Below are 21,822 nucleotides of genomic sequence, written 5' to 3'. Positions count from 1 at the left end.
TCGTGTCAGTCAGATTGCGCTGGGCCGTCGCATCAGCGTAAAGATACGGACCTTGGGGATGAATGAATGCTCGACCGTTATGCACGCCAGATCATTGACCCGCCGCTAAACCGGCTTGGCCGCGGACTGGCGGCGCGCGGAATGACGGCCAATTTCGTAACGCTGGTCGGGCTTGCGCTGGGGCTGTTGGCGGCGCTTGTGATCGCGCTTGGCGCGCCTGCGCTGGCGTTGGTCCCACTATTGGCGAGCCGGATCGCCGACGGGCTGGACGGCGCCGTAGCGCGCGCGACGCGCAAAACCGACTTTGGCGGTTATCTTGATATTACGGCTGATTTCTTGTTCTACGGGGCGATCCCGATGGGGTTTGTGTGGCTGTCGCCAGCAACCAATGGCGCAGCGGGGGCGTTTTTGCTGACCGCCTTTTATTTCAACGGCGCGAGCTTTCTTGGCTATGCGATTTTGGCTGAGAAACACGGACAAAAGACCGACGCCCAAGGGCAAAAGTCGCTATACTATTCTAACGGCATTCTTGAAGGCACGGAAACCATTGCGTTTTTTGTGCTACTTTGCCTTTTGCCCGCATATTTCGCCCCGCTCTCATGGATTTTCGGCGCACTTTGCTTTGCAACGGCTTGCCTGCGGATCAACGCCGCCAAACAGATTTACACCGCATAAAGGATACCACCTGATGAAACATCTTTCTGTTGTTGCCGCGCTTTTCGCGCCATTGCCCGCGCTGGCCGATGTAGACCCGAATGATTGGGATGCCGTTGTTGCGGCCGCTGACGGGCAGACCGTTTATTGGAACGCTTGGGGCGGATCGACCACCACAAATGAATTCATCGCTTGGGTCGGTGATCGCGTTCTGGCCGAATACGGTGTGACGCTTGAACATGTGAAACTGACCGATACTGCCGATGCTGTGACCCGCGTGCTGTCCGAAAAACAAGCGGGCGAAAATGACGATGGCGCGATTGATATGATCTGGATTAACGGATCAAATTTTGCAGCAATGAAGGATGCCGGCCTGCTGTTTGGCCCCTATGCGGAAAGCCTACCGAACTGGGCGCTGGTTGATGTTGCGGGCAAGGCCGTGCAGACCGATTTTACCGTGCCCACGGACGGGTTTGAAAGCCCTTGGGCGATGGCGCAGGTCGTCTTTGTGCATGACACCGCCACCATGCCGGACCGCTTGGGGTCAATGCAGGCGCTGCAAGACTGGGCGCAGGCGAACCCCGGCCGCTTTAGCTATCCGCAACCGCCTGATTTCTTGGGGACCACGTTTCTGAAACAGGTGCTGGTGGATATTTCCGACGATCCATCCCTGCTGCAAATGCCAGCGACCGACGATAATTACGATGCGGTGACCGCCCCGCTTTGGGCCTATCTGGACGAACTGACACCAAATCTGTGGCGCGAAGGCAAAGCATACCCTGCCACTGGAACCGCCATGTTCCCGCTGATCGCGGACGGTGAGATTGACCTGTCGATTTCATTCAGCCCCGGTGCGGCGTCCACCGCGATTGCAAACTATGAATTGCCCGATAGCGTGCGCACCTTTGTGTTGGACAAAGGCACCATCGGTAACGCGTCATTTGTCGCAATCCCCTATAATTCAGGATCCAAAGAAGGGGCGATGGTCGTCGCCGATTTCCTGCTATCCCCCGAAGCCCAAGCCCGCGCCCAAGACCCCGCGATTTTGGGTTATGGCACAGTGCTAAACATGGATGCGCTGAATGATGCAGATCGCGCGGTGTTTGACGGGCTGGAATTGGGCATTGCCACCCTGACACCTGCCGATCTAGGCACCGTTCAGGCAGAGCCGCACCCAAGCTGGATGACCCGCATCGCCGATGACTGGGCGCAGCGTTACGGGGTCACACAGTAACATGCGTGCGGGGCGTTTGATCTGATGCGGCGTCCCGTTTTGCCGATTCTGCCTGCGCTGACGCTTTTGCTGATGCTCGGCCCTGTCGCGGCAGGGCTATGGGGGGCGGTGCTGCCTGCGTTCGGGCATTTGCCAGCGGCAGGGCTGACTGGCCCCTCGCTTTATCCGTTTCAAGCGGTGTTTGACTGGCCGGGTCTACCGCGTGCGATGCTATTGTCGCTCAGCACCGGGGTCGGTGCGACCGTTATTGCGCTTGCGGTTGTCATGCTTTTGCTTGCCGGATGGTCGGGCACGCGGGCGTTTGGCGTTCTTGAACGATTACTTTCGCCGCTATTGTCGGTGCCACATGCGGCGGCGGCGTTTGGCTTGGCGTTTCTGATCGCACCTTCGGGCTGGATCGCGCGGGTTTTATCGCCCGCGATAACGGGTTGGGACCGCCCGCCAGATGTGCTGATTGTCCAAGACCCGTGGGGGTTGACCATGATGGCAGGGCTTGTGGTCAAAGAAATTCCGTTTCTGATCCTGATCAGCATCGCCGCATTGGGTCAGGCGCAAAGCCAAAGCAGCCTGAAGATCGCGCAAGCCTTGGGCTATGGGCGGGTCACGGGCTGGCTGAAAACCGTATTTCCCCGCGTATATGCGCAGATAAGATTGCCGGTCTATGTGGTGCTGGCCTATGCGATGTCGGTTGTGGATGTGGCGGTGATTTTGGGGCCGAACACACCGCCCACATTGTCGGTGCAAATCGTCAAATGGATGTCTGACCCAGACTTGGACATGCGGCTATTGGCGGCTGCGGGCGCGTTGCTGCAACTGGCGCTGGTAGTCGGCGCGCTTGTTTGTTGGCGGATCGCCGAAGCCGTGATCGCCCGCATCGGGCGCTATTGGATTGATACGGGTGCGCGTGGAAAATGTGACCCTATTCTTGCGCAATCCGCCCTATTCTTGGGGGGCGTTTCAGCCGCAGCCGTGTTTTTGGGGCTTGTCGTACTGACACTTTGGTCGTTCGCAGGGTACTGGGGTTTTCCCGATGCAATTCCTGACGGGTTCACCCTGCGCAATTGGATGCGGCACGGGCCGGGGTCGCTTGCGGCACTGGGGGAAACGGCGCTGATTGCGGGCATTGTGGCAATGGCGGCGTTGATCCTGACCATTGGTTGTCTCGAGGCAGAATATCGTTTCGGGCTACGAGTCACGCAGCGCGGGATATGGTTGCTATACCTGCCGCTTTTGGTGCCGCAAACCGCATTCTTGCCAGGTCTACAGACACTTATGCTGGGGATTGGCGCCGAAAACGGGCGTGTGCCCGTGATGCTGGCGCATCTGGTGTTTGTGTTGCCCTATGTGTTCTTGTCGCTGTCATCGCCGTTTCGGGCATGGGACGCGCGGACAGGCACGGTTGCGGCAGCGCTGGGCGCTAGCCCCGACGCGGTGCTTTGGCGGGTGCGTCTGCCGATGCTTTTGCGCCCGATACTTACAGCGCTCGCCGTCGGATTGGCCGTGTCGGTGGGGCAATATTTGCCAACGCTATTGATTGGTGGCGGTCGGGTCACAACCTTGACCACCGAAGCCGTCGCATTGGCATCAGGCGCGGATCGCCGCGCGATTGGCGTCTACGGGCTGATGCAAACGGGGGCGGCGCTATTGCCCTTTGCGCTGGCACTGGCGATTCCGGCCATTGTCTGGCGCAACAGGAAAGGATTAAGCGATGGATAAGGGTCTATTCCTGCGGAATGTGGAAATTTCTAAGCAAGGTAAGCGCCTGCTTGCGCTGTCGCATGACATTGCGCCTGGTACGGTTTTAACGGTGATGGGGCCGTCCGGCGTGGGCAAATCGACCTTGCTTGCGTTTATTACCGGCACGCTGTCGTCGGATTTTTCCGCGCGTGGGACAGTGCAGCTTGATGGCCAGGATATTACCCATTTTCCCGCGCATAAGCGCCGCGTTGGGATATTGTTTCAAGATGATCTGCTGTTTCCGCATTTGTCGGTAGGTGAAAACCTTGCGTTTGGGCTGGCCCCCGGCGGCACCAAATCCGCGCGGCATGAAAAGATCGCGCAAGCACTGGCCGAGGTCGATTTGGCCGGTTTCGCGGACCGGGATCCTGCGACCCTTTCGGGCGGTCAAAAGGCGCGCGTCGCCTTGATGCGCATGTTGCTGTCAGAGCCCTGCGCATTGCTGTTGGACGAGCCGTTTTCGCGGCTTGATGCCGCGTTGCGCGCGCAGGTCCGCGATCTGGTTTTTGCGCGCGCCAAGGCACGGGCACTGCCTGTTCTGATGGTCACACATGATGCCGAGGATGCCGCCGCTGCGGGCGGTGACATCATCACGTTGCAGGTGCAGGGCTAAAGCGGTCCGGTTTGGAACAGCCAGACCTTTAGCCCACCATGTGGCACAGGCGGACCGGCAGGTTTGAACGGCAGGCCTGTCGCCTTGGCCAGCCCCGCGTCACTGGTCACGATACCCACGCGCCAGCCGGAAAACTGGTCTTTCAAGGTCTTGCCAAGACTACCATAAAGCCCGAACAGCAGTTTCGGATTGCCGATGCGCCCACCGTAGGGTGGATTGCAGATGATCAATCCGGGCGGGCCTTTGGGGCGTTGCAGGTCAGTGACCGCATGGTTTTGGAACGTGATCAGGTCGTCCACACCGGCGCGGTTTGCGTTGGCCTCGCTCATGCGGATGGCGCCAGCGTCGCGGTCGCTGCCATAAAAATGCTGGTCGGTTTGCGTGGGGCTTTGCACACGCATCTGTGCCCATTTGTCGGCGTCAAAGCTGGCAAATTGTTCAAACGCAAAATTGCGCGTCCGCCCCGGATCAAGCCTGCGCGCGATTTCGGCGGCTTCGATCAGGAACGTGCCAGAGCCGCACATCGGGTCTAACACGGGCATTTTGCCGTCATAGCCGCATTCACGCAAAAACAGCGCCGCCAATGTTTCACGCATGGGGGCTTTGTTTACCGCTTCTTTGTGGCCGCGTTTGTGCAGGCTTTCGCCCGAAGTATCGAGGCTGATTGTCACCCGATTGTCGTCGATACGCGCCTTGATCACGATGGTTGCTTCGGCGCTGATTTCCATGCCGTGGCTTTCGCGCAGGGCGGTTTCGATCCGCTGGGTCGCGGCCCCTGCATGATAGATTTTCGACTTGCGGCTGGTCGAAACTTCGACCCTAACTGGCAGTTTAGGGTCTAATAAATCACCCCAAGGGAACTTGCGTGCGCGCTTATCAAGCTGCGCAAGATGGAACGCCATGAACGATCCGACACGCGCCAGTATACGGGTGGCCCCGCGCATTTTCAGATTGGCGCGCCACACATCGGGCCAGCCGCCTGTGATAGTCACGCCACCCTGAACAAGTTTGGCGTCGGCAAAGCCGTTTGCGATGGCTTCGGCATGCAGCGCAGCCTCTAGCCCCGGAGTTCCGGTCATAAAGATTTCGAATTGATCCATCTTGCTTGCATGACCTGAAAACGCCGCCGCATGCAAGCAAATGCTTAGGTCGGTCGCCGCGCCGTTTCAGGGTTTGCGGCTGGTTTGGCGATGCCTTCCAGCACCCGCAACGGCCTGCGCACAGTCGCGGTTAACCCGCTGGGCGGTGTTGCGGCTTTTTGTTTGCTGACCTCGATCATCAGCACGCCACCGGCCGCGATCAATGGCAGGGCATGACCAACGCGTTCAAGAAGCCCTGCTGATTTGCGCCATATCCGCCCGCTTGAAGGGGGTTGATACAAGGTCGATAGCGTTCGTTCGATCACGAACTGGTGCTGGCGCAACTGCGCCTCTAGTTGGCCCAGCGAATAGGGGCGCCCGTAACCAAACGGCGTTTTGTCCGACCGCGACCAAAGCCCCGCGCGGTTTGGCACCACAAACACCGCCCGCCCGCCGGGACCCAGCACGCGCCAGGCCTCGTCCAGCAGGGCGGTGGGCTGTTCGGTGGTGTCCAGCCCGTGCATCATCACCAGCTTGTCGACATGGCCCGTTTCAATCGGCCAGAGCGTATCTTCGCAAAGTACGCTCAGGTTCCGCTCTCCAGGTGGCCAGGGCATCACGCCTTGCGGTCCGGGCATCAACCCGATTACCCGCCGCGCATCCGCCAGATAGGGGCGCAAAAGCGGCACCGCAAAACCAAAACCAACCACCATTTGCCCTTTTGCCTCGGGCCAGATTTGGGCCAGCTCGTCGCGGATCACCTTTTGTGCGGCCCGCCCAAGCGCACTGCGGTAATAGAATTGACGCAAATTCAGGACATCCAGATGCATTGCGGTTGTAGTTCCTTAGGCAAAGATTACTTTGAACCATACCAACAGAAAGGCACATTGCTATGGGAAACACATCAAAAACGCTGGAATTGGTAACTGTGCCGTGCCTTGCAGATAACTACGCGTTTCTTGTGCACAATAGCCAAACCCGCGAGACAGCATTGATCGACGCGCCAGAATCCGCCCCGATCAAAGCGGCGCTGGATGCGCGCGGCTGGGTTCTGACCGACATTTTTCTGACCCATCACCACCCCGATCATATCGACGGGGTTGAATCGCTGCGCGGCACGGCCCGCGTGATCGGCGCCAAGGCCGACGCGCACCGTTTGCCCACGCTTGATCTGGCGGTGGCTGAGGGCGATGATCTGACCCTGTGCGGATCGCCTGCGCAGGTGTTTGATGTCTCGGGGCATACTTTGGGGCACGTCGCGGTCTATATGCCGGATGCGGGCTATGCGTTTACCGCTGATAGCCTGATGGCGCTTGGCTGCGGGCGGCTGTTCGAAGGCACGCCGGCGCAAATGTGGGAAAGCCTGCAAAAGCTGCGCGCGCTGCCCGATGACACGCTGGTTTGTTCCGGTCATGAATATACGCAATCCAATGCGCGCTTTGCGCTGTCGGTTGATCCCGAAAACCCCGCGCTAGTGACGCGCGCGGCGCAGATCAACGCAGCACGTGCCGCAGGAAAACCGACAGTTCCCTCCAATTTGGGCGAAGAGCGGCGGACGAACCCGTTTTTGCGCGCCGATGTGCAAGTGTTCAAAGCGACGTTAGGGATGGAAACGGCGGATGATGCCGCCGTCTTTGCACATATCAGGGCGCTGAAAGACAAATTTTAACCCGCGCGCGCGCGGGTCTTGTGAATATTTGCCGAAAAAACAGTGTTTCACGCAATTTGTGAAGCCAAAATGAAAAAAAGTCCTTGAAGGTTCCGACATAAAACCAAACCTTAAGGATAAGAGGCCACGGTGAGCATGTGCCCAGGCACCCGCTGACCCCGATATGAAGGAGCACAAAAGTGCCATCATTTTCGACAACATTAGAGCAAGCCATTCACGGGGCGCTGGCCCTTGCGAATGATCGCAAACATGAACTTGCCACGCTAGAGCATCTTTTGCTTTCGCTGATTGATGAACCGGATGCGGCGCGCGTGATGCGTGCCTGTGCGGTCAATCTGGAAGATCTGCGCAAAGATCTTGAGGATTTCATCGACGATGACCTTTCCACATTGATCACTGATGTCGAAGGGTCCGAAGCTGTGCCAACAGCCGCGTTCCAACGTGTGATCCAGCGCGCGGCGATCCATGTACAATCTTCGGGCCGCAATGAGGTCACGGGCGCCAATGTGTTGGTTGCGATCTTTGCCGAACGCGAAAGCAACGCGGCCTATTTCTTGCAAGAACAGGAAATGACCCGCTATGACGCGGTCAATTTTATTGCGCATGGCGTGGCCAAAGACCCCGCATTCGGCGAACAGCGTCCGGTTACCGGTTCCCACGACGAAGGCGAAACATTTACCGCGGGCGAAGCTGAAGCCAAGGAAAGTGCGCTTGCCAAATATTGTGTCGACCTGAACGCAAAATCGTCCAAAGGTGACGTTGATCCGCTGATCGGCCGTAACCACGAAGTAGAACGCTGTATTCAGGTGCTGTGCCGCCGCCGCAAGAACAACCCGCTGCTTGTGGGTGATCCGGGCGTCGGGAAAACCGCAATTGCCGAAGGGCTGGCACATAAGATTGTCAACAAGGAAGTGCCCGAAGTTTTGGCGGGGGCGACGATCTATTCGCTTGATATGGGCGCGCTTTTGGCTGGCACCCGCTATCGCGGCGATTTCGAAGAGCGGCTGAAAGCCGTGATGAAAGAACTTGAAGACCACCCCGATGCGGTGCTGTTTATCGACGAAATTCACACGATTATTGGCGCGGGCGCCACGTCTGGTGGTGCAATGGATGCGTCCAACCTGCTCAAACCGGCGTTGCAGGGCGGAAAACTGCGCTGCATGGGCTCTACCACCTATAAGGAATTCCGCCAGCATTTCGAAAAAGACCGCGCGCTTGCGCGCCGGTTCCAGAAAATCGATGTGACCGAACCATCGGTGCCTGATGCGATCAAGATCCTGCAAGGGCTGAAGCCCTATTTCGAAGAGCATCACGGCGTCAAATATACCTCTGATGCGATCAAAACGGCGGTGGAACTGTCCGCACGCTATATCAATGACCGCAAGCTGCCCGATAAGGCGATTGACGTGATCGACGAGGCGGGCGCGGCCCAGCATCTGTTGTCAGAGGCGGACCGCAAAGCGACGATAGACGCAAGCGACATCGAAGCCGTTGTTGCAAAAATTGCGCGCATCCCCGCCAAGAACGTATCAAAAGACGATGCAGAGGTTCTTAAGGATCTTGAGAAATCGCTGAAACGTGTGGTCTTTGGTCAGGACGCCGCGATTGTTGCGCTGTCTTCGGCGATCAAACTTGCCCGCGCAGGGCTGCGTGAACCTGAAAAACCGATTGGTAACTACCTATTCGCAGGGCCAACGGGTGTCGGCAAGACCGAGGTTGCAAAACAACTGGCGGATACGCTGGGCGTTGAACTGCTGCGGTTTGATATGTCCGAATACATGGAAAAACACGCCGTTTCACGCCTGATTGGCGCGCCTCCGGGCTATGTCGGGTTTGATCAGGGCGGCATGCTGACCGATGGTGTCGACCAGAACCCGCATTGTGTGCTTTTGCTTGATGAAATGGAAAAGGCGCATCCGGATGTCTATAACATCCTGCTGCAGGTCATGGACCACGGAAAGCTGACCGATCACAACGGGCGGACAACCGATTTCCGCAATGTGATCCTGATCATGACCTCTAACGCGGGTGCGGCGGAAATGTCGAAAAACGCGCTGGGCTTTGGCCGTGAATCGCGCGAGGGCGAAGACACAGCCGCGATTGAACGCACGTTTACCCCTGAATTCCGCAACCGTCTGGATGCGGTGATCAGCTTTGGGGCGCTGCCGAAACCTGTGATCATGCAAGTCGTCGAAAAATTCGTTCTTCAGCTTGAGGCGCAATTGATTGATCGCAACGTGCATATTGACCTGACCCCGGCCGCCGCCGAATGGTTGGCTGACAAAGGTTACGACGCCAAAATGGGCGCGCGCCCGCTAGGTCGTGTGATTCAAGAGCACATCAAAAAACCGCTCGCAGAGGAGTTGCTGTTCGGCAAGCTGATGAAGGGCGGGATCGTGAAGGTCGGCGTCAAGAAGGGCGCGCTTGCCCTGACCTATGAAGCACCTGAACCAGGGAAAATCGAAGGCGGCGGTGATAAGCCTCCACTTTTGACCGCAGAATAACCATATGAATGCCCGCCGCTCTGGCGGGCATTTTTCGCAGCCGCGCTACTTTGCCTTGCGCGGCGCCGATAGTTTCATTTGCGGGCTCGCTAGCCGCGCATTTGGCCCCACCCATGCATAGGCCAGCAGACATGGATCGCGGTCGCCTGTGGTAATGCGGTGTTCATCAGCTGGACGGTTAAAGATCAACGACCCCGGCGCATAGACCGCGCTATTGTTTTCCGACCATGCTCCGGCCACCGAAATATAGCTTTCTTCGATTTCTTGGTGGCTGTGTTGTGGATAGGTCGTGTTTGGCGCAAACAGGACAAACCCCAAGATAAGTGTTTCGCAGTAAACCGGCCCTTGCGGACCCAGAATTTCACAATAGGCGTATTTCTGGCTAAGTGATCTGGTGACTTTTTCGTATCCGTATTCCCATGTCAGGTCGTCGCGCACTTCGCGTAATGCGCGCGCGATCCCTTGCATGGCACCGCGTTCACCGAGATCAAGCGCGCGGGCAAAATGTGCGGTCACGGGTTTTTGCATGGCGGGTCTGTCGATCAACACAGGGTTTTGCGCGATTGCCGCAGACAGCCGGTCACGCACACGTTTGCGGTGGCTGCGAATGGGCACGCTGCCTCCGTCAGACCAAAACCGGTAGAGCGAATCGATTTCACGCAGCAGATAGACCCAGTTGGGCTGATCCATAAGCCGTGGCGTCTGTTGCAATTGTTCAGTCATCTGGCCACCCGTCGCGTGCAATTGCGGATGCAAAAGCTAAGCACTAAATTCGGTTTTCCCGCAAGTGTTTCGCGCCCACCTAGCGTTCTGTCAGCTTTAGTTCGATGCGCCGGTTTTGGGCGCGGGCTTCGGGGGTGTCAGCAGGGTTGATCGGTTGGAATTCACCAAAGCCGTTGGCGGCCAGACGGCGCGGGTCGATATCCAAGTCTTCGGACATGAACCGCACAACAGATAACGCCCGTGCTTGGCTGAGTTCCCAGTTGTCGCGGTAGCGCCCGCCGCCGCCCACGGGGATATTGTCGGTATGCCCATCAACGCGGATCACCCAGTCGATCCCCGCAGGAATATCATCGGCGATGCTGCGCAAGATGTCTGCGATATTGGCGATTTCCGCTTCGCCCAGCGGTGACAACTGCGCGCTGCCGGGTTCAAACAGCACCTCGGACGAAAACACGAACCGGTCGCCTTCAACCCGCACGCGGTCCTGGCCTTCAAGGATCTGGCGCAATTCGCCAAAGAAATCGGATTTGAACTGTTCAAGGTTCTGCGCTTCGGCTTGCAGGCGTTCGGCCTCCTGCGCGAGCCTGACGGCTTCGGCCTCGAGCCGGATGCGTTCGGCCTCTTCAAGCGCGCGGCGCTGGCGTTCTTCGGATACGACGCGGGCCAATGCCGTGTTCAACTGCGACCCTAGCGTTTCGATCTGCACCTGCGCTTCGCGGTCGGATTCTTCGGCAAGGTTCAGCAGGGTTTGCAAATTGGCAACCTGCGCCCGCATTTCAGAGATTTGTTCGTTCATCAATGCGACCTGCCGCTGCGCCTCGGCTGAAAGCGCCTCTTCGTTGGCCAGTGCTTCGTTGGCCATGGCCAGCAACTGCGCCTGACGCGCGGCTTCGGTTGATCTTGCGTTCTGGTTGCCTTGCGCCTGCGCCAATGCGGCGCGGGCCTCGGCCAGTGCCAGTTGCAGGGCTTCGATTTCGGTGTTTGCCTGACCGCGCAGCAGGTTCAGCTCATCTTGTGCCGCGCGCGCAGCCGCCAGCAACGTTAGCGTTTCTTCCGCTTCGCGCCGCTGCCGTTCAAGGTTCAGGGTCATCGCGGTCAGTTCCGTATCCGCGTTTGCCAACCGTTCGCGCAGTGCCTCGGCGGCGGCGGCATCCGCCAATTGCGCAACTTCAAGCGCGGACAATTGCGCGTTTTGCTCTGCCAGCTGCGCAGATTGTGCATCAGCGGTGGATTCGAGATCGGCAATCATCGATTCAAGCGCCTCGCGACGTGCAGCGGCAAGCCGTGCTTCTTCGACGTTGCTGTCAATTTCGTCACGGGCCTGCGCCAAGGCCAGATTGAGCGCTTCTTGCTGCGACAAAAGCGCTGTTTGATCGGTCAAAAGCTGCGCTTTTTCGGCCTCGAGTGTTGAAACATTTGCAAGCGCTTCGTCCCGATCCGCCAAAAGCCCTGCGACCTGCGCCTCGAACTGTGTGATGTCGGATTGCGCCTGCGCGAGCGCGGCATCTTGTGCCTCGCGATCTGCCAATAGCGCGACAATCCGGTTAGCTTGCCGCGTGGATTCGGCATTGGCGGCGTCCAGATCAGCGGTTAGCGCGCTGTTTCGGTCTTGGGCAAGCCCGAGCGTGGTGGCCAGCGCGGCGACCTCTTGGTTCAGCGCGTCAAGTTCGCTTTCTTGGCCGGTGATTGTCTGGCGCAGCACAAATTGGATCACCATGAAAATCGTCAACACGAACATCAACACCAGCAAAAGCCCGGTCATTGCGTCAACAAATCCCGGCCAGATGGCGTTTTGAAAACGGTTCGATGATCTCCGGCTGAGCGCCATTGCCTAGCCCCGTTCCCGGATCGCACTGGCCAAATTGGCCAGATCCATGCGCAGATCGCCAATGCTTTCCTGGCGGCCTGCGGACATTTCTTCAAGGATACGCAGCATCTGCACATCGATCGACCGCAGACGCATCCGGCTTTCTGCGTCGATCCCTTCCATGCCGCTATCGTCCATCTTTTTGATCAGCTTTTCCTGACCCGCGGCGATCCGTTCAAACACATTGTTATTGCTGTTGGCGGTGGTGATATGTGCAAGCTGTTCGACCGCCGCCGCGAGCCGTGAAAACCGTTGTTCGGTCTGTTCGCGGTCGGTATCGTTCTGGCCGATGGTCATCTGCATCGTGTCCATCAGTTCACTGAGCTGCTCTGCAAAGGCATCAAGTCCGGTAATGCCACCGCCTTCTTCGCCTTCGATCCCGACGCGGGTGATTGTCGACAGCCATTCTTCCAGCTCGCGGTAGAAACGGTTTTGCCCGTGACCCGCAAACAGTTCAAGCAGCCCGACAATCAGCGATCCGGCAAGCCCCAAAAGCGAGCTTGAAAACGCGGTGCCCATGCCGCCAAGCTGTGCCTCAAGCCCTGCTTGCAGCCGCCCGAAAATGTCCGCGCCGCTTTCGCCTTCGCCCGGATTAAGTGACCGGATGGTATCAACCAAGGCAGGCACGGTTGTTGCAAGCCCGTAGAAGGTTCCCAAAAGTCCAAGGAAAATCAGTACGTTACCGATATAGCGCGTGATTTCGCGGTCTTCGTCGATCCGCTGCGCGACGGAATCAAGGATCGACCGACCCGAAACGGATGACACTTGGGTCCGTGCCCCGCGTGACCGCAGCAGTGTCGCCAAAGGCGCCAGCAGTGAAGGCGCTTTGGTAAAGCTGTGCCCGCCCGTTTCCTTGGCGAAATGTTCGATCCAGCGCACCGATTTCATCAGCTGGAACACCTGATTGATGCACGACAACACCCCAAGCCCGAACACCGAAAGGATCACGGCATTCAGATAGGGGTTCGAATTATAGATCGCCATGATCTGGCTAAGCCCAAGATAGAACCCTGACCCCACCAGCCCCAAAACGACGAGCATGAAAAAGATTTGCCGAATTGGCTGCGAAAATTGCGGCTGCGCTTTGGCTTCCCGTTTGTCCGACACAGAATGGGAGTCCTTATTCCTGAATGACTTTATTGCCCCATATCATTAACGGCGAATTACGGCGCATATAAATTATAATGGCGACCAATTCATGTTGCCGTCAAGGCACGCACCCGATCAACCAGCCATTTCATATCGGGGTCGCGGATGTTCATCTGGTCCAGATGTGCGGCTGTATTGAACAGATATTCCGTGTTCGGCCCGCGCCGGCCGACGGCCGTGGCGATCATCTGCGCCTGTTTTTCAAGGTCGAACTGGCAGTATTGCACGTGGTCGGGGTCGATCACATAGGCCAGCGCGCGCAGGGTTTCGCCGTTTTCGATATGCAGATCAACATGTTCTTCGAAATAGGCAGAGGACACCAGTTCACGTTCGCGCAATTCGCGCAAAACGCTTTCTTCTTCCTCGGCCGCCACCTGAAACGCAACCCCCGTGCAGCGCGCGCCCATTGCCGCGTCAAGTGCAAGCACCAGCCCGGGTTCAGTTTCAGAGCCGCGGTGGTGGATCGATAGCATGCAAAAACTGCGGTGATAGTCATGCAGGCAGGCTTTGACGGATTTGACGGGTGTAAAGCCGGGATTCCACAACAGTGATCCGTATCCAAAAACCCAAAGCGCCATGATAAATCCCTTTTGCCTGCCCCCATAAACACCGGAATGGCCCGCACGAAAACCCCTAGCGCGGATCGCCCAGTATCTTTGCTGCGTGGTCGCGCAGATAAATATGCAGCCAAGGGGTGTAGTTTTGCGGCGCGCGGTTCATGTCGGCCGCGAGATCGGCCAAGCTGATCCAGCGCGTCGCCATGACCTCATGAGGGTTGGGGGTGAACGCCAGATCATCACGCGCCACCCCTGTAAATATCGCAACGACCTCGTGTTCGATCAACCCGTTTCCAACATCGGCCCGATAGGTGATCGTATCGCGGTAGGTCAGCGCCACCCCCTGAATTCCGAGCTCCTCTTGCAGGCGTCGCTGCGCACAATCTGCATCCGTTTCCCCCCAAAGCGGATGCGTGCAGCAGGTATTCGCCCATAGCCCCGGCGTATGGTATTTTTCCAGCGCCCTTTGCTGGATCAATATCCGGTCGTGTTGCAGCAAGAATACGCTGACGGCCTTGTGTTTCAGCCCCTTTTCGTGAACTTCGAGTTTCTCGACAGGGGTAAGCGTGCCGCCGACCCAAGCGGGAATCATTTGTTTTGCCATGACCAAAGCCCCAATATCTTGGCGCAGCTATAGCCGTGCTTTTGCCAGATTGCACCCCGCAGCGACCAGCGTTTCGGGACAGTTGCCGCAAAATGCGCGTGCGCATAAACCGGCCCGCAGCCTGCGGCGTTTTGCATTGTCGTGTGTTCAGACACAGACGGCATCCGCGATCAAGCGTTTTGATGGGGGCACCGTACGGTGCCCTTTTTGACTTTTTGTTGCATGCGGGATCTGTTTCATCCGTGGGATGGGGCAGCGGGTCTGGTTTTTGAACACATTCCGGAAAGGTTTTCAGAATAGCCTCGGGGCGAATGGGAAGGTTTGACATGAACGAGATACTTGTCCCCTTGGCGGCTGCCGATTTGATCGACCGGATTGTTGTGTTGCAACTGCGACTGGAAACAGCCGCGCATGATTCCGACTATGGGGTGACGGTCAGGCAAAAGGCGCTGCTTGACCGTCTTGCCGAACGTATTTTGCCGCAAGACGTTGAATTGCAACGGCTTTGGGGGCGTCTTTATGCGGCGCGGTGTGATCTTTATGTGCTCGAACAGGATCTGCGTGCCTGTGATGAGCGTGGCGAATTCGGGGTGCCATTTGTCGCGCTTACGCGCGCGCTTTTGGCGGCACGTGATACGCTGGATACAGTCCGTTCCGAGATTGACGCGCAGCTTGGCGCACCGCTGCTGGTCAATGACCAACTCGCGCGCGCGCAAGAGGTTCTTGACCAGTAATCTGCTTACAATTTATTATAAACCAAAGCTTTAAGTCTCCTTTCATACCCGCGGCCCTATCAGGGAAACTGGGTGAATGATGAGGTGGCGAAATGGGTGCAAATTCCAATGCTCCGGTGATAATCAAACGGAAAAAAATTGTGGGCGGCGGTGGTCACCACGGTGGCGCATGGAAAGTGGCCTATGCAGATTTTGTGACCGCGATGATGGCTTTTTTCATGCTGATGTGGCTGCTGAACGCGACCACCGAACAGCAACGCAAGGGGATTGCCGACTATTTTTCGCCGACGATCCCGATCAACCGGATTTCGGGTGGCGGCTCGGGCGCCTTTGGTGGCGCTGATATTTTCACCGAAGATTCGCTGGCACAAAGCGGCACCGGAATCAGCCAGCCGACAATCGGTCAGAACCCTGTGCGCGTCGAAGACACCACCGACGGCGAAGCCGCCGCAGTTGCTGCGCAGGTTGCCGCGCTGCGCGACATCGAGGCCGTGCTAATGGGGGCGGGCGGTGAAAGCATGGTGTCGGATCAGGCATTGCGGCATATCGTGACGCGACTCACCGATGAAGGGCTGATCATCGAGATATTTGATCTACCCGATGCTGAAATTTTCCTTGCCGATACCGCAACGCCCCATCCTATCACGGCTGAAATTGCCGCGATCCTGGCCCGCCTGTTTGATTCGGTAAAAAACCCCGTCGAGATCAGGGGGCATTTGCGCGCGCGCACAATTCTTGCTGTCGAAAACCCGATGTGGGACTTGTCGATGGCGCGCGCGGCGCAAATGCGGTTGCTGCTCGAAGACGGCGGGCTTGATCCGCGCCGGATCGCGCAATTGGCCGGTGCCGGTGATCGTGCGCCCGCTGTCGCCGATTCGACCGCGCCGCGCAACAACCGGATCGAAATTATCCTGCTGCGTTCGGATATTTGAAAACTGCGGTGAATTTTATGCGTTAGGGCCATATTAAGTCTGGGCGTTTAAGCACGATGAGAAGGCATGATTTCCGACGCAGAAAGGCTCCGCCATGACCATTTCATCTTCTTTGAACGCCAGTGTTGCTGGGCTACGGGCGAATGCCTCGCGGCTCGCGACGATTTCCGACAATATTTCGAATTCTTCGACCTATGGTTACAAACGGGTCGTCACGGATTTCCATTCTATGGTCATCGAAAGCGGGCAGGGCACCTATTCTGCGGGTGGCGTGCGAACAACGACTTCGCGGCTTGTCGATGAGCGCGGTGCGCTGGTTTCGACCAGCAACCCGACCGATCTGGCCGTGCGCGGGCGCGGCATGCTGCCTGTCACAAGCGAGACATCTGTCGCCGTCAATAATGGTGAAAACCCCCTGTTTCTAACAACAACAGGATCGTTCCGACCCGATGCGCAAGGCTATTTGCGCACGCCCGGCGGGATGGTCCTGCTTGGTGTGCCGGCGGCCGTGGACGGCACAATCCCCAATTACCCGCGCGATTCGATTGACGGGCTTGTGCCTGTGCAGATCAACGCCAACCAATTCGCGGGAGAGGCGACAACACGCGTCGATCTATCGGTCAACCTGCCCGCGACATCCACACGCGAAGGATCAGCAGGCGAGATTGAAACGCTGACGGTCGAATATTTTGACAACCTTGGCGCCTCATCAAACCTTGGCATTACTTTTACGCCAACGGTCCCTGCGACCGGCGCGTCAAATGAATGGACGATGGAAATTCGCGACAGCGAATCTGATGTCGACCTGAACGGCATTCCCGATATTGTCGGCATATATACCCTGACCTTTGATGACAGCCGCGGCGGTGGCGGGACGCTTGCCAGTGTCGTCAACGTTGGTCCGGGTGGTGCCTATGATCCGGTCACCGGCGCGCTGACAATTGCCGTTGATGGTGGGCCGATGGACATCAATATCGGCGAGCTTGGCAGCTCTATCGGGCTGACACAGCTATCGGATGCATTTGCACCGGTCTCGATTTCGAAAAACGGCACGCCGGTTGGCAGTATGACCTCTATCGAAATCGACGAAAACGGCTATGTGCGGGCCAGTTTTGATATCGGAATTAATAGGGTGCTTTACCAGATCCCGCTGGTTGATGTGCCGAACGTAAACGGGCTCGAGGCGCTGGACCAGCAAAGCTATCGGGTCACCCCCGATAGCGGGACATTTTTCCTGTGGGATGCCGGCGATGGGCCAACCGGTGATATCGTCAGCTATGCACGCGAAGAATCCGCGACAGATGTCGCCGGCGAACTGACGGAACTGATCCAGACGCAGCGCGCCTATTCATCAAACGCAAAGGTCATCCAGACCGTGGATGAAATGCTGCAAGAGACCACGAATATCAAACGCTAAACGGTAGGAGCGACACGCGATGAGCATTTCCAGCGCACTCAATAATGCGATCACGGGCCTTACCGCATCTTCGCGCATGGCCGAGGTTGTATCAAGCAACCTGTCAAACGTGATGACCGACGGATACGGGCGGCGCTCGGTAGAGCTTTCATCGCTGCAACTGGGCCAGTTTGGTGGCGGCGTGCGGGTAGAGGGGATCAATCGTTTTGTTGATGCGGGGTTGCTGGCTGACCGGCGACTGGCAGACGCGGCGATGTCTGCAAACCAACAATCCGTAGATGCGCTCACAAGGCTGGAACAGCAGATTGGCGGACCTGATGATGCTGGATCAATCGGTGCAAAATTGGCCGCCTTTGAAACGGCACTTATTCGTGCGGCCAGCGATCCCGCGTCGGATCTGCGGCTTGCGGATGTTGCCCTGCGCCTGGGCGATGTGGCGCAGGTGCTGCGCGACAATACACAAGCCGTGCAAGGATCAAGGCAAGCCGCAGACGCCGCGATTGACAAGGACATCAATGAACTGAATGCGGCGCTGGTGCAGGTTGGCGAACTTAACAAAGATGTGTTGCGGCTAAAAAGTTCCGGCGCAGACCCATCGGCGCTTTTTGATGCTCGCCAGCAGATCGTCGACAAGATTGCGGATATCGTGCCGCTGCGCCAGATTGAACGCGACAATGGTACAATTGCACTTATGACACCCAACGGGACAACATTGCTTGACGCGCGGGCGGTTGAATTCGGATTTGTGCGCACCCCGACCATCACCGGCGACATGACCTTTGCGTCCGGGGCGCTTTCGGGGATCACGCTAGATGGTGTGGCGATTGACCCTGCTACCGGAATCGGGCGGCTTGGCGGCGGGTCATTGGGTGCATCATTTGAACTGCGCGATTCGACTTTGGTTACTGTCCAGTCGTCACTTGATGAAATTGCGGCTGACCTGATAGCGCGCTTTGAGGACCCCGCAACAGACCCGACGCTGGTTCCGGGGGACACTGGCCTTTTGACGGATGAAGGTGGCCCACTGGATTTGGCCGATATTCCCGGTCTTGCGGGGCGAATCGCGATAAATGCGGCGATTGATTACAAGAATGGCGGCGACCCAAGCCTGCTGCGCGACGGGCTGAATGCCGCGACAGCCGGTCCGACCGGGAATCCCGCGCAATTCAACAATCTGCTCGATGCATTGCAAGTCCCCCGTGCAGATCTGCCCGGCGCAGCCATAACATCGGCATTTGGCCGCATTGCTGATTTTACATCCCAATTGGGCACGATGCGCTTGGGGGCGCAGGAAAAACTTAGCTATGCGGCGGCGCGTTGGGACACACTGCACGAAGCTGAATTGGCAAACGGTGTCGATACAGACATTGAACTGCAAACCTTGATGCTGATTGAACAGGCCTATGCTGCAAACGCCAAGGTGATCGAAACGGCAGACTTCATGATGCAACGATTGATGGAGATATAAGATGCCCGTAAACCCCGTGGGCGATATGGCCCGGCAATTCATCTCGATGCGCAATGGATCAGCCATCAAAGCAGACTTATCCAACCTAGCGCAAAGCCTTTCGACGGGGCGGGTAACAGATATTGTGCAGCATTTGGGCGGCGATACTGCGCGATATTCAGGCATTAACCATAGCCTTGCGCTGCTCGACAGTTATGCCGCTACCGCTTCCGAGACGGGACACAGCTTGGGGCAGATGCAGACAATGCTGGGCCAGATGCAGGCCGCCGGGGATGCAACAAGCAGCCAGTTGCTGTTGATAAGCGATAGTAGCAATGAAAATCAGGTGACCGAGGCTGCACGCGCGGCGCGCTCGACATTTGATACAATGGTGAATCTGTTGAATGCACGTGTGGCCGAACGGTCATTGTTTGGTGGCGCAGAGGTCGCGTCTGCGCCACTTGCAAATGCTGCGGATATGATCGCAAGCATCCAGGCGGCAATTGGTGGCGCGACAGGTCAGGCCGCGATTTCGGCAGCCGTCGACACCTGGTTCAACGATCCATTGGGTGGCTTTGCGACGATGGGCTATGAGGGCGATACAGGTCCCGCCGTTCAAAAACGGATTTCTGAAAACACAACGCTGACAATAGATGTGCGCGCCGATGATCCGGCGCTCAAATCGACCCTAAAGTCGGCGGCGCTTGCTGCTGTTACACATGAAATGCCGGGTCTTGCGGTTGGCACCCGTTCGGGCTTGCTGCAAGAGGCCGGAATCGGATTGTTTGGCGCCACGAGCGGGCTCGTCGCAGTGCAGGCGCGAATCGGATTTGCCGAAGAAAGCGTTGGGCGCGAACAGGCTGAAATCTCTGCACAGATTACAGCGCTCGAAATTGCGAAGAATGACCATGTTTCGGCCGATCCGTTTGATACGGCCTCGCGTTTGCAAGCGATGCAGCTGCAGCTAGAAACCCATTATGCTGTGACCGCGCGTTTGTCACGGCTAAGCTTGTTGAGCCATATGTAATGAAAATCATCAAACTGTTCACCTTACTTGTTGCTGTTTGCCTGCCAATTTTGCTTCAGGCGGCACCGATACGCATTAAGGATTTGGTCGAATTTGACGGCGTGCGTTCAAATGATCTGGTCGGCTACGGGTTGGTTGTCGGGTTGAACGGAACCGGTGACGGGTTGCGAAATGCACCGTTCACCGAAGAAATCCTGAGTAGCGTTCTTGAAAGATTGGGCGTGAATGTCACGGGCGAACAGTTCCGCCCGAAAAATGTTGCAGCCGTCATTGTAACAGCGAGCCTGCCGCCATTTGCGCGCGCAGGAAGCCCGATTGATGTAACCGTATCCGCGATCGGCGATGCAAATAGCCTCTTGGGGGGTACGCTGATCATGACGCCACTGAACGCGGCGGATGGCGATATCTACGCGGTGGCGCAGGGCACAATTATCGCAGGCGGCGCTGCGGCAACCGGTGATGGCGCGAGTGTTGTGCAGGGCGTGCCTACGGCAGGCGTGATACCGTCGGGCGCTACGGTCGAACGCGAAGTGGCGTTTGATTTTGCAGGTATGACCATGCTGCGTTTGGCGCTCAGAACTCCGGATTTCACGACTGCCGGGCGCATCGAGCAGGCAATTAACCAAGATTTCGGGCACGGCGTTGCTGTCATGCTGGATGCCGGCACGGTTGAATTGAACATTGCGGCGACCCGCATGCCGTCGCCAGCACATGCATTGGGGCGGATTGAAAACATACTTGTCGAACCTGAACGCCGCGCGCGTGTGGTTGTCGACCAGCGTTCCGGAACGATTGTGATGGGTGAAGATGTGCGGATCAGCCGCGTCGCGGTCAGCCAGGGTAATCTTACTTTGCGTATACAAGAAGCGCCGATCGTGTCACAGCCAAACCCGTTTTCGCCGGGCGAAACTGTGGTTGTCCCTCGCACAAATGCTGCAATCGTTGACGAACCAGGCATCGGCCTTGCCGAGGTATCTGAAGGCACGTCGCTAAGCGAGGTTGTCGCAGGGCTAAACGCACTAGGCGTGGCACCGCGTGATATGATCGATATTCTCAAAAGCATCAAAGCGAGCGGTGCATTGCATGCCGAGTTTATTGTGCGTTAGGGCGTTGATTGCCGACGTTGAACCGCAAGGATCGCGCCCTTTAAGTGTAGCTCTGAACAAGGCTGGCGGCGATAAGCCCCCAGCCATCCGCGACAACAAAGAAAGCAAGCTTAAACGGCAGGGAAACAATGGCCGGAGGGACCATCATCATACCCATCGACATCAAGACCGCGGCGACGACAAGATCAATGATCAGAAACGGCAAGAAGATCAGAAAACCAACTTCAAAGGCGCGCGCCATTTCGCTTAGCAAGAAAGATGGAACCAGAACCGAAAGCGGTGCATCCGCAGCCGAAGTTTGCGCACCGACATCGGGCCGCAATTCTGCCATTGCGACAAATGTATCCGGGTCAATGCGGCCCGTCATGAATGCGCGCAGCGGTTCCATCGCGCGCAAGAACGCTTCCTCAAGCGGTAGTGTGCCGTTCATCATTGGTTCAATGCCAGCGTTCCAGGCCTCAAGAAAGACCGGTTCCATCACAAAATAGGTCAGAAATAGTGCAAGACTGACGATAAGCATGTTGGGCGGCGACTGTTGCAGCCCGATTGCCTGCCGAAGAATTGCAAAAACGGTGACGATGAAGGGAAAGCAGGTAACCATAATGGCAATACCGGGCACGAGGCTTAGCACTGTCATGACAATGATGAGCTGAACCGAACGCGTGGCAAGTGATCCGTCGTTGCCAAATGTAATCGCCACATCTTGTGCGAACGCAGGGGTAGCAGTGATGGTTAATGCAATCGCGCAGCAAAAGATTTGTCTGAGCAT

General features: G+C 57.3%; 21 protein-coding genes. 12 read left to right on the top strand and 9 right to left on the bottom strand.

Annotated elements, in window-relative coordinates; genetic code table 11:
* The first annotated feature begins 66 nt into the window (after positions 1-66).
* The 4 genes from BM320_RS12390 to BM320_RS12375 are packed head-to-tail and all read left to right on the top strand — an operon-like array spanning position 67 to position 4,238.
* Positions 67-675, top strand: a complete 609-nt coding sequence (locus tag BM320_RS12390) for a CDP-alcohol phosphatidyltransferase family protein (RefSeq protein WP_090200788.1) — start codon at positions 67-69, stop codon at positions 673-675.
* Positions 676-688: 13 nt separating this feature from the next.
* Complete coding sequence (locus BM320_RS12385) at positions 689-1,888, top strand: ABC transporter substrate-binding protein (RefSeq protein WP_090200786.1); 1,200 nt, start codon at positions 689-691, stop codon at positions 1,886-1,888.
* A gap of 24 nt (positions 1,889-1,912) precedes the next feature.
* A complete protein-coding gene (locus tag BM320_RS12380) occupies positions 1,913-3,604 on the top strand; it encodes an ABC transporter permease (protein WP_090200785.1) in 1,692 nt (563 codons plus the stop codon).
* Positions 3,597-4,238, top strand: coding sequence for an ATP-binding cassette domain-containing protein (locus BM320_RS12375; protein ID WP_090200783.1), 642 nt, complete (start codon positions 3,597-3,599; stop codon positions 4,236-4,238). The genes BM320_RS12380 and BM320_RS12375 overlap by 8 nt, the downstream gene beginning before the upstream one ends.
* Here BM320_RS12375 and BM320_RS12370 read toward each other — a convergent pair.
* Both BM320_RS12370 and BM320_RS12365 read right to left on the bottom strand, forming a co-directional pair.
* Complete coding sequence (locus tag BM320_RS12370) at positions 4,235-5,338, bottom strand: THUMP domain-containing class I SAM-dependent RNA methyltransferase (RefSeq protein WP_090201540.1); 1,104 nt, start codon at positions 5,336-5,338, stop codon at positions 4,235-4,237. The two genes, BM320_RS12375 and BM320_RS12370, sit on opposite strands and share 4 nt — an antisense overlap.
* Positions 5,339-5,382: 44 nt before the next feature.
* Positions 5,383-6,147 (bottom strand): methyltransferase domain-containing protein, encoded by a 765-nt coding sequence (locus BM320_RS12365; protein ID WP_090200782.1) that lies wholly within the window; start codon positions 6,145-6,147, stop codon positions 5,383-5,385.
* A 62-nt stretch (positions 6,148-6,209) separates the two neighbouring features.
* On the opposite strand from BM320_RS12365, the gene gloB reads away from it, so the two are divergent.
* Together gloB and clpA are read left to right on the top strand one after the other, a co-directional pair.
* Positions 6,210-6,986, top strand: coding sequence for a hydroxyacylglutathione hydrolase (gene gloB / locus BM320_RS12360; RefSeq protein WP_090200780.1), 777 nt, complete (start codon positions 6,210-6,212; stop codon positions 6,984-6,986).
* Between the two features lie 179 nt (positions 6,987-7,165).
* Entirely contained in the window at positions 7,166-9,490 is a 2,325-nt protein-coding gene (gene clpA, locus BM320_RS12355; protein WP_090200778.1) for an ATP-dependent Clp protease ATP-binding subunit ClpA, read from the top strand.
* A 45-nt stretch (positions 9,491-9,535) separates the two neighbouring features.
* Here clpA and BM320_RS12350 read toward each other — a convergent pair whose 3' ends face one another.
* From BM320_RS12350 to BM320_RS16435, 6 genes are all read right to left on the bottom strand, one after another.
* On the bottom strand, positions 9,536-10,213 hold the full coding sequence (locus tag BM320_RS12350) for a dimethylsulfonioproprionate lyase family protein (RefSeq protein WP_090200776.1): 678 nt from the start codon (positions 10,211-10,213) through the stop codon (positions 9,536-9,538).
* 79 nt (positions 10,214-10,292) lie between these two features.
* Positions 10,293-12,041 carry a peptidoglycan -binding protein gene (locus tag BM320_RS12345; RefSeq protein ID WP_090200775.1) on the bottom strand — a complete coding sequence of 583 codons (1,749 nt, stop codon included), beginning with the start codon at positions 12,039-12,041 and terminating at the stop codon, positions 10,293-10,295.
* Between the two features lie 3 nt (positions 12,042-12,044).
* A complete protein-coding gene (locus BM320_RS12340; RefSeq protein ID WP_090201539.1) occupies positions 12,045-13,121 on the bottom strand; it encodes a biopolymer transporter ExbB in 1,077 nt (358 codons plus the stop codon).
* Positions 13,122-13,276: 155 nt separating this feature from the next.
* Positions 13,277-13,807 carry a gamma-glutamylcyclotransferase gene (locus tag BM320_RS12335; RefSeq protein WP_090200773.1) on the bottom strand — a complete coding sequence of 177 codons (531 nt, stop codon included), beginning with the start codon at positions 13,805-13,807 and terminating at the stop codon, positions 13,277-13,279.
* A 55-nt stretch (positions 13,808-13,862) separates the two neighbouring features.
* Entirely contained in the window at positions 13,863-14,390 is a 528-nt protein-coding gene (idi, locus tag BM320_RS12330; RefSeq protein WP_242651050.1) for an isopentenyl-diphosphate Delta-isomerase, read from the bottom strand.
* On the bottom strand, positions 14,375-14,545 hold the full coding sequence (locus BM320_RS16435; protein ID WP_165615051.1) for a hypothetical protein: 171 nt from the start codon (positions 14,543-14,545) through the stop codon (positions 14,375-14,377). Before BM320_RS16435 ends, idi begins: the two co-directional genes overlap by 16 nt.
* A gap of 171 nt (positions 14,546-14,716) precedes the next feature.
* Between BM320_RS16435 and BM320_RS12320 the strand changes: the two genes are divergently transcribed.
* The 6 genes from BM320_RS12320 to BM320_RS12295 all read left to right on the top strand — a co-directional run bounded on the left by BM320_RS12320 (position 14,717) and on the right by BM320_RS12295 (position 21,053).
* Positions 14,717-15,124 (top strand): hypothetical protein, encoded by a 408-nt coding sequence (locus BM320_RS12320; protein WP_090200768.1) that lies wholly within the window; start codon positions 14,717-14,719, stop codon positions 15,122-15,124.
* A 92-nt stretch (positions 15,125-15,216) separates the two neighbouring features.
* Positions 15,217-16,056 carry a flagellar motor protein MotB gene (locus tag BM320_RS12315; RefSeq protein WP_090200767.1) on the top strand — a complete coding sequence of 280 codons (840 nt, stop codon included), beginning with the start codon at positions 15,217-15,219 and terminating at the stop codon, positions 16,054-16,056.
* 94 nt (positions 16,057-16,150) lie between these two features.
* Positions 16,151-17,473 (top strand): flagellar hook protein FlgE, encoded by a 1,323-nt coding sequence (locus BM320_RS12310; protein ID WP_090200765.1) that lies wholly within the window; start codon positions 16,151-16,153, stop codon positions 17,471-17,473.
* A 19-nt stretch (positions 17,474-17,492) separates the two neighbouring features.
* Complete coding sequence (gene flgK, locus BM320_RS12305) at positions 17,493-18,941, top strand: flagellar hook-associated protein FlgK (RefSeq protein ID WP_090200764.1); 1,449 nt, start codon at positions 17,493-17,495, stop codon at positions 18,939-18,941.
* Position 18,942: 1 nt separating this feature from the next.
* Positions 18,943-19,947 carry a flagellin gene (locus BM320_RS12300; protein ID WP_242651049.1) on the top strand — a complete coding sequence of 335 codons (1,005 nt, stop codon included), beginning with the start codon at positions 18,943-18,945 and terminating at the stop codon, positions 19,945-19,947.
* Positions 19,947-21,053: a flagellar basal body P-ring protein FlgI gene (locus BM320_RS12295; RefSeq protein ID WP_090200762.1), complete on the top strand. Its 1,107-nt coding sequence runs from the start codon at positions 19,947-19,949 to the stop codon at positions 21,051-21,053. The genes BM320_RS12300 and BM320_RS12295 overlap by 1 nt, the downstream gene beginning before the upstream one ends.
* A gap of 40 nt (positions 21,054-21,093) precedes the next feature.
* Here the strand turns inward: BM320_RS12295 and fliP are convergent, their stop codons facing one another.
* Positions 21,094-21,822, bottom strand: coding sequence for a flagellar type III secretion system pore protein FliP (fliP, locus tag BM320_RS12290; RefSeq protein ID WP_090200761.1), 729 nt, complete (start codon positions 21,820-21,822; stop codon positions 21,094-21,096).

Source organism: Yoonia tamlensis, assembly GCF_900115105.1.
GTDB lineage: Bacteria > Pseudomonadota > Alphaproteobacteria > Rhodobacterales > Rhodobacteraceae > Yoonia > Yoonia tamlensis.
This window is presented reverse-complemented; position numbering and strand designations above follow the sequence as displayed.

Bases quoted from the DNA above. Each gene is read 5' to 3' on its own strand.
- BM320_RS12310 (WP_090200765.1), top strand. From the start codon at position 16,151: ATGACCATTTCATCTTCTTTGAACGCCAGTGTTGCTGGGCTACGGGCG.
- BM320_RS12295 (WP_090200762.1), top strand. From the start codon at position 19,947: ATGAAAATCATCAAACTGTTCACCTTACTTGTTGCTGTTTGCCTGCCA.
- BM320_RS12375 (WP_090200783.1), top strand. From the start codon at position 3,597: ATGGATAAGGGTCTATTCCTGCGGAATGTGGAAATTTCTAAGCAAGGT.
- BM320_RS12385 (WP_090200786.1), top strand. From the start codon at position 689: ATGAAACATCTTTCTGTTGTTGCCGCGCTTTTCGCGCCATTGCCCGCG.
- BM320_RS12380 (WP_090200785.1), top strand. From the start codon at position 1,913: ATGCGGCGTCCCGTTTTGCCGATTCTGCCTGCGCTGACGCTTTTGCTG.
- BM320_RS12315 (WP_090200767.1), top strand. From the start codon at position 15,217: ATGGGTGCAAATTCCAATGCTCCGGTGATAATCAAACGGAAAAAAATT.
- idi (WP_242651050.1), bottom strand. From the start codon at position 14,390: ATGGCAAAACAAATGATTCCCGCTTGGGTCGGCGGCACGCTTACCCCT.
- BM320_RS12300 (WP_242651049.1), top strand. From the start codon at position 18,943: ATGCCCGTAAACCCCGTGGGCGATATGGCCCGGCAATTCATCTCGATG.
- BM320_RS12390 (WP_090200788.1), top strand. From the start codon at position 67: ATGCTCGACCGTTATGCACGCCAGATCATTGACCCGCCGCTAAACCGG.
- BM320_RS12335 (WP_090200773.1), bottom strand. From the start codon at position 13,807: ATGGCGCTTTGGGTTTTTGGATACGGATCACTGTTGTGGAATCCCGGC.
- BM320_RS12340 (WP_090201539.1), bottom strand. From the start codon at position 13,121: ATGCTCGTCGTTTTGGGGCTGGTGGGGTCAGGGTTCTATCTTGGGCTT.
- BM320_RS12365 (WP_090200782.1), bottom strand. From the start codon at position 6,147: ATGCATCTGGATGTCCTGAATTTGCGTCAATTCTATTACCGCAGTGCG.
- BM320_RS12345 (WP_090200775.1), bottom strand. From the start codon at position 12,041: ATGGCGCTCAGCCGGAGATCATCGAACCGTTTTCAAAACGCCATCTGG.
- flgK (WP_090200764.1), top strand. From the start codon at position 17,493: ATGAGCATTTCCAGCGCACTCAATAATGCGATCACGGGCCTTACCGCA.
- gloB (WP_090200780.1), top strand. From the start codon at position 6,210: ATGGGAAACACATCAAAAACGCTGGAATTGGTAACTGTGCCGTGCCTT.
- BM320_RS12320 (WP_090200768.1), top strand. From the start codon at position 14,717: ATGAACGAGATACTTGTCCCCTTGGCGGCTGCCGATTTGATCGACCGG.
- BM320_RS12350 (WP_090200776.1), bottom strand. From the start codon at position 10,213: ATGACTGAACAATTGCAACAGACGCCACGGCTTATGGATCAGCCCAAC.
- BM320_RS12370 (WP_090201540.1), bottom strand. From the start codon at position 5,338: ATGGATCAATTCGAAATCTTTATGACCGGAACTCCGGGGCTAGAGGCT.
- fliP (WP_090200761.1), bottom strand. From the start codon at position 21,822: ATGCTCAGACAAATCTTTTGCTGCGCGATTGCATTAACCATCACTGCT.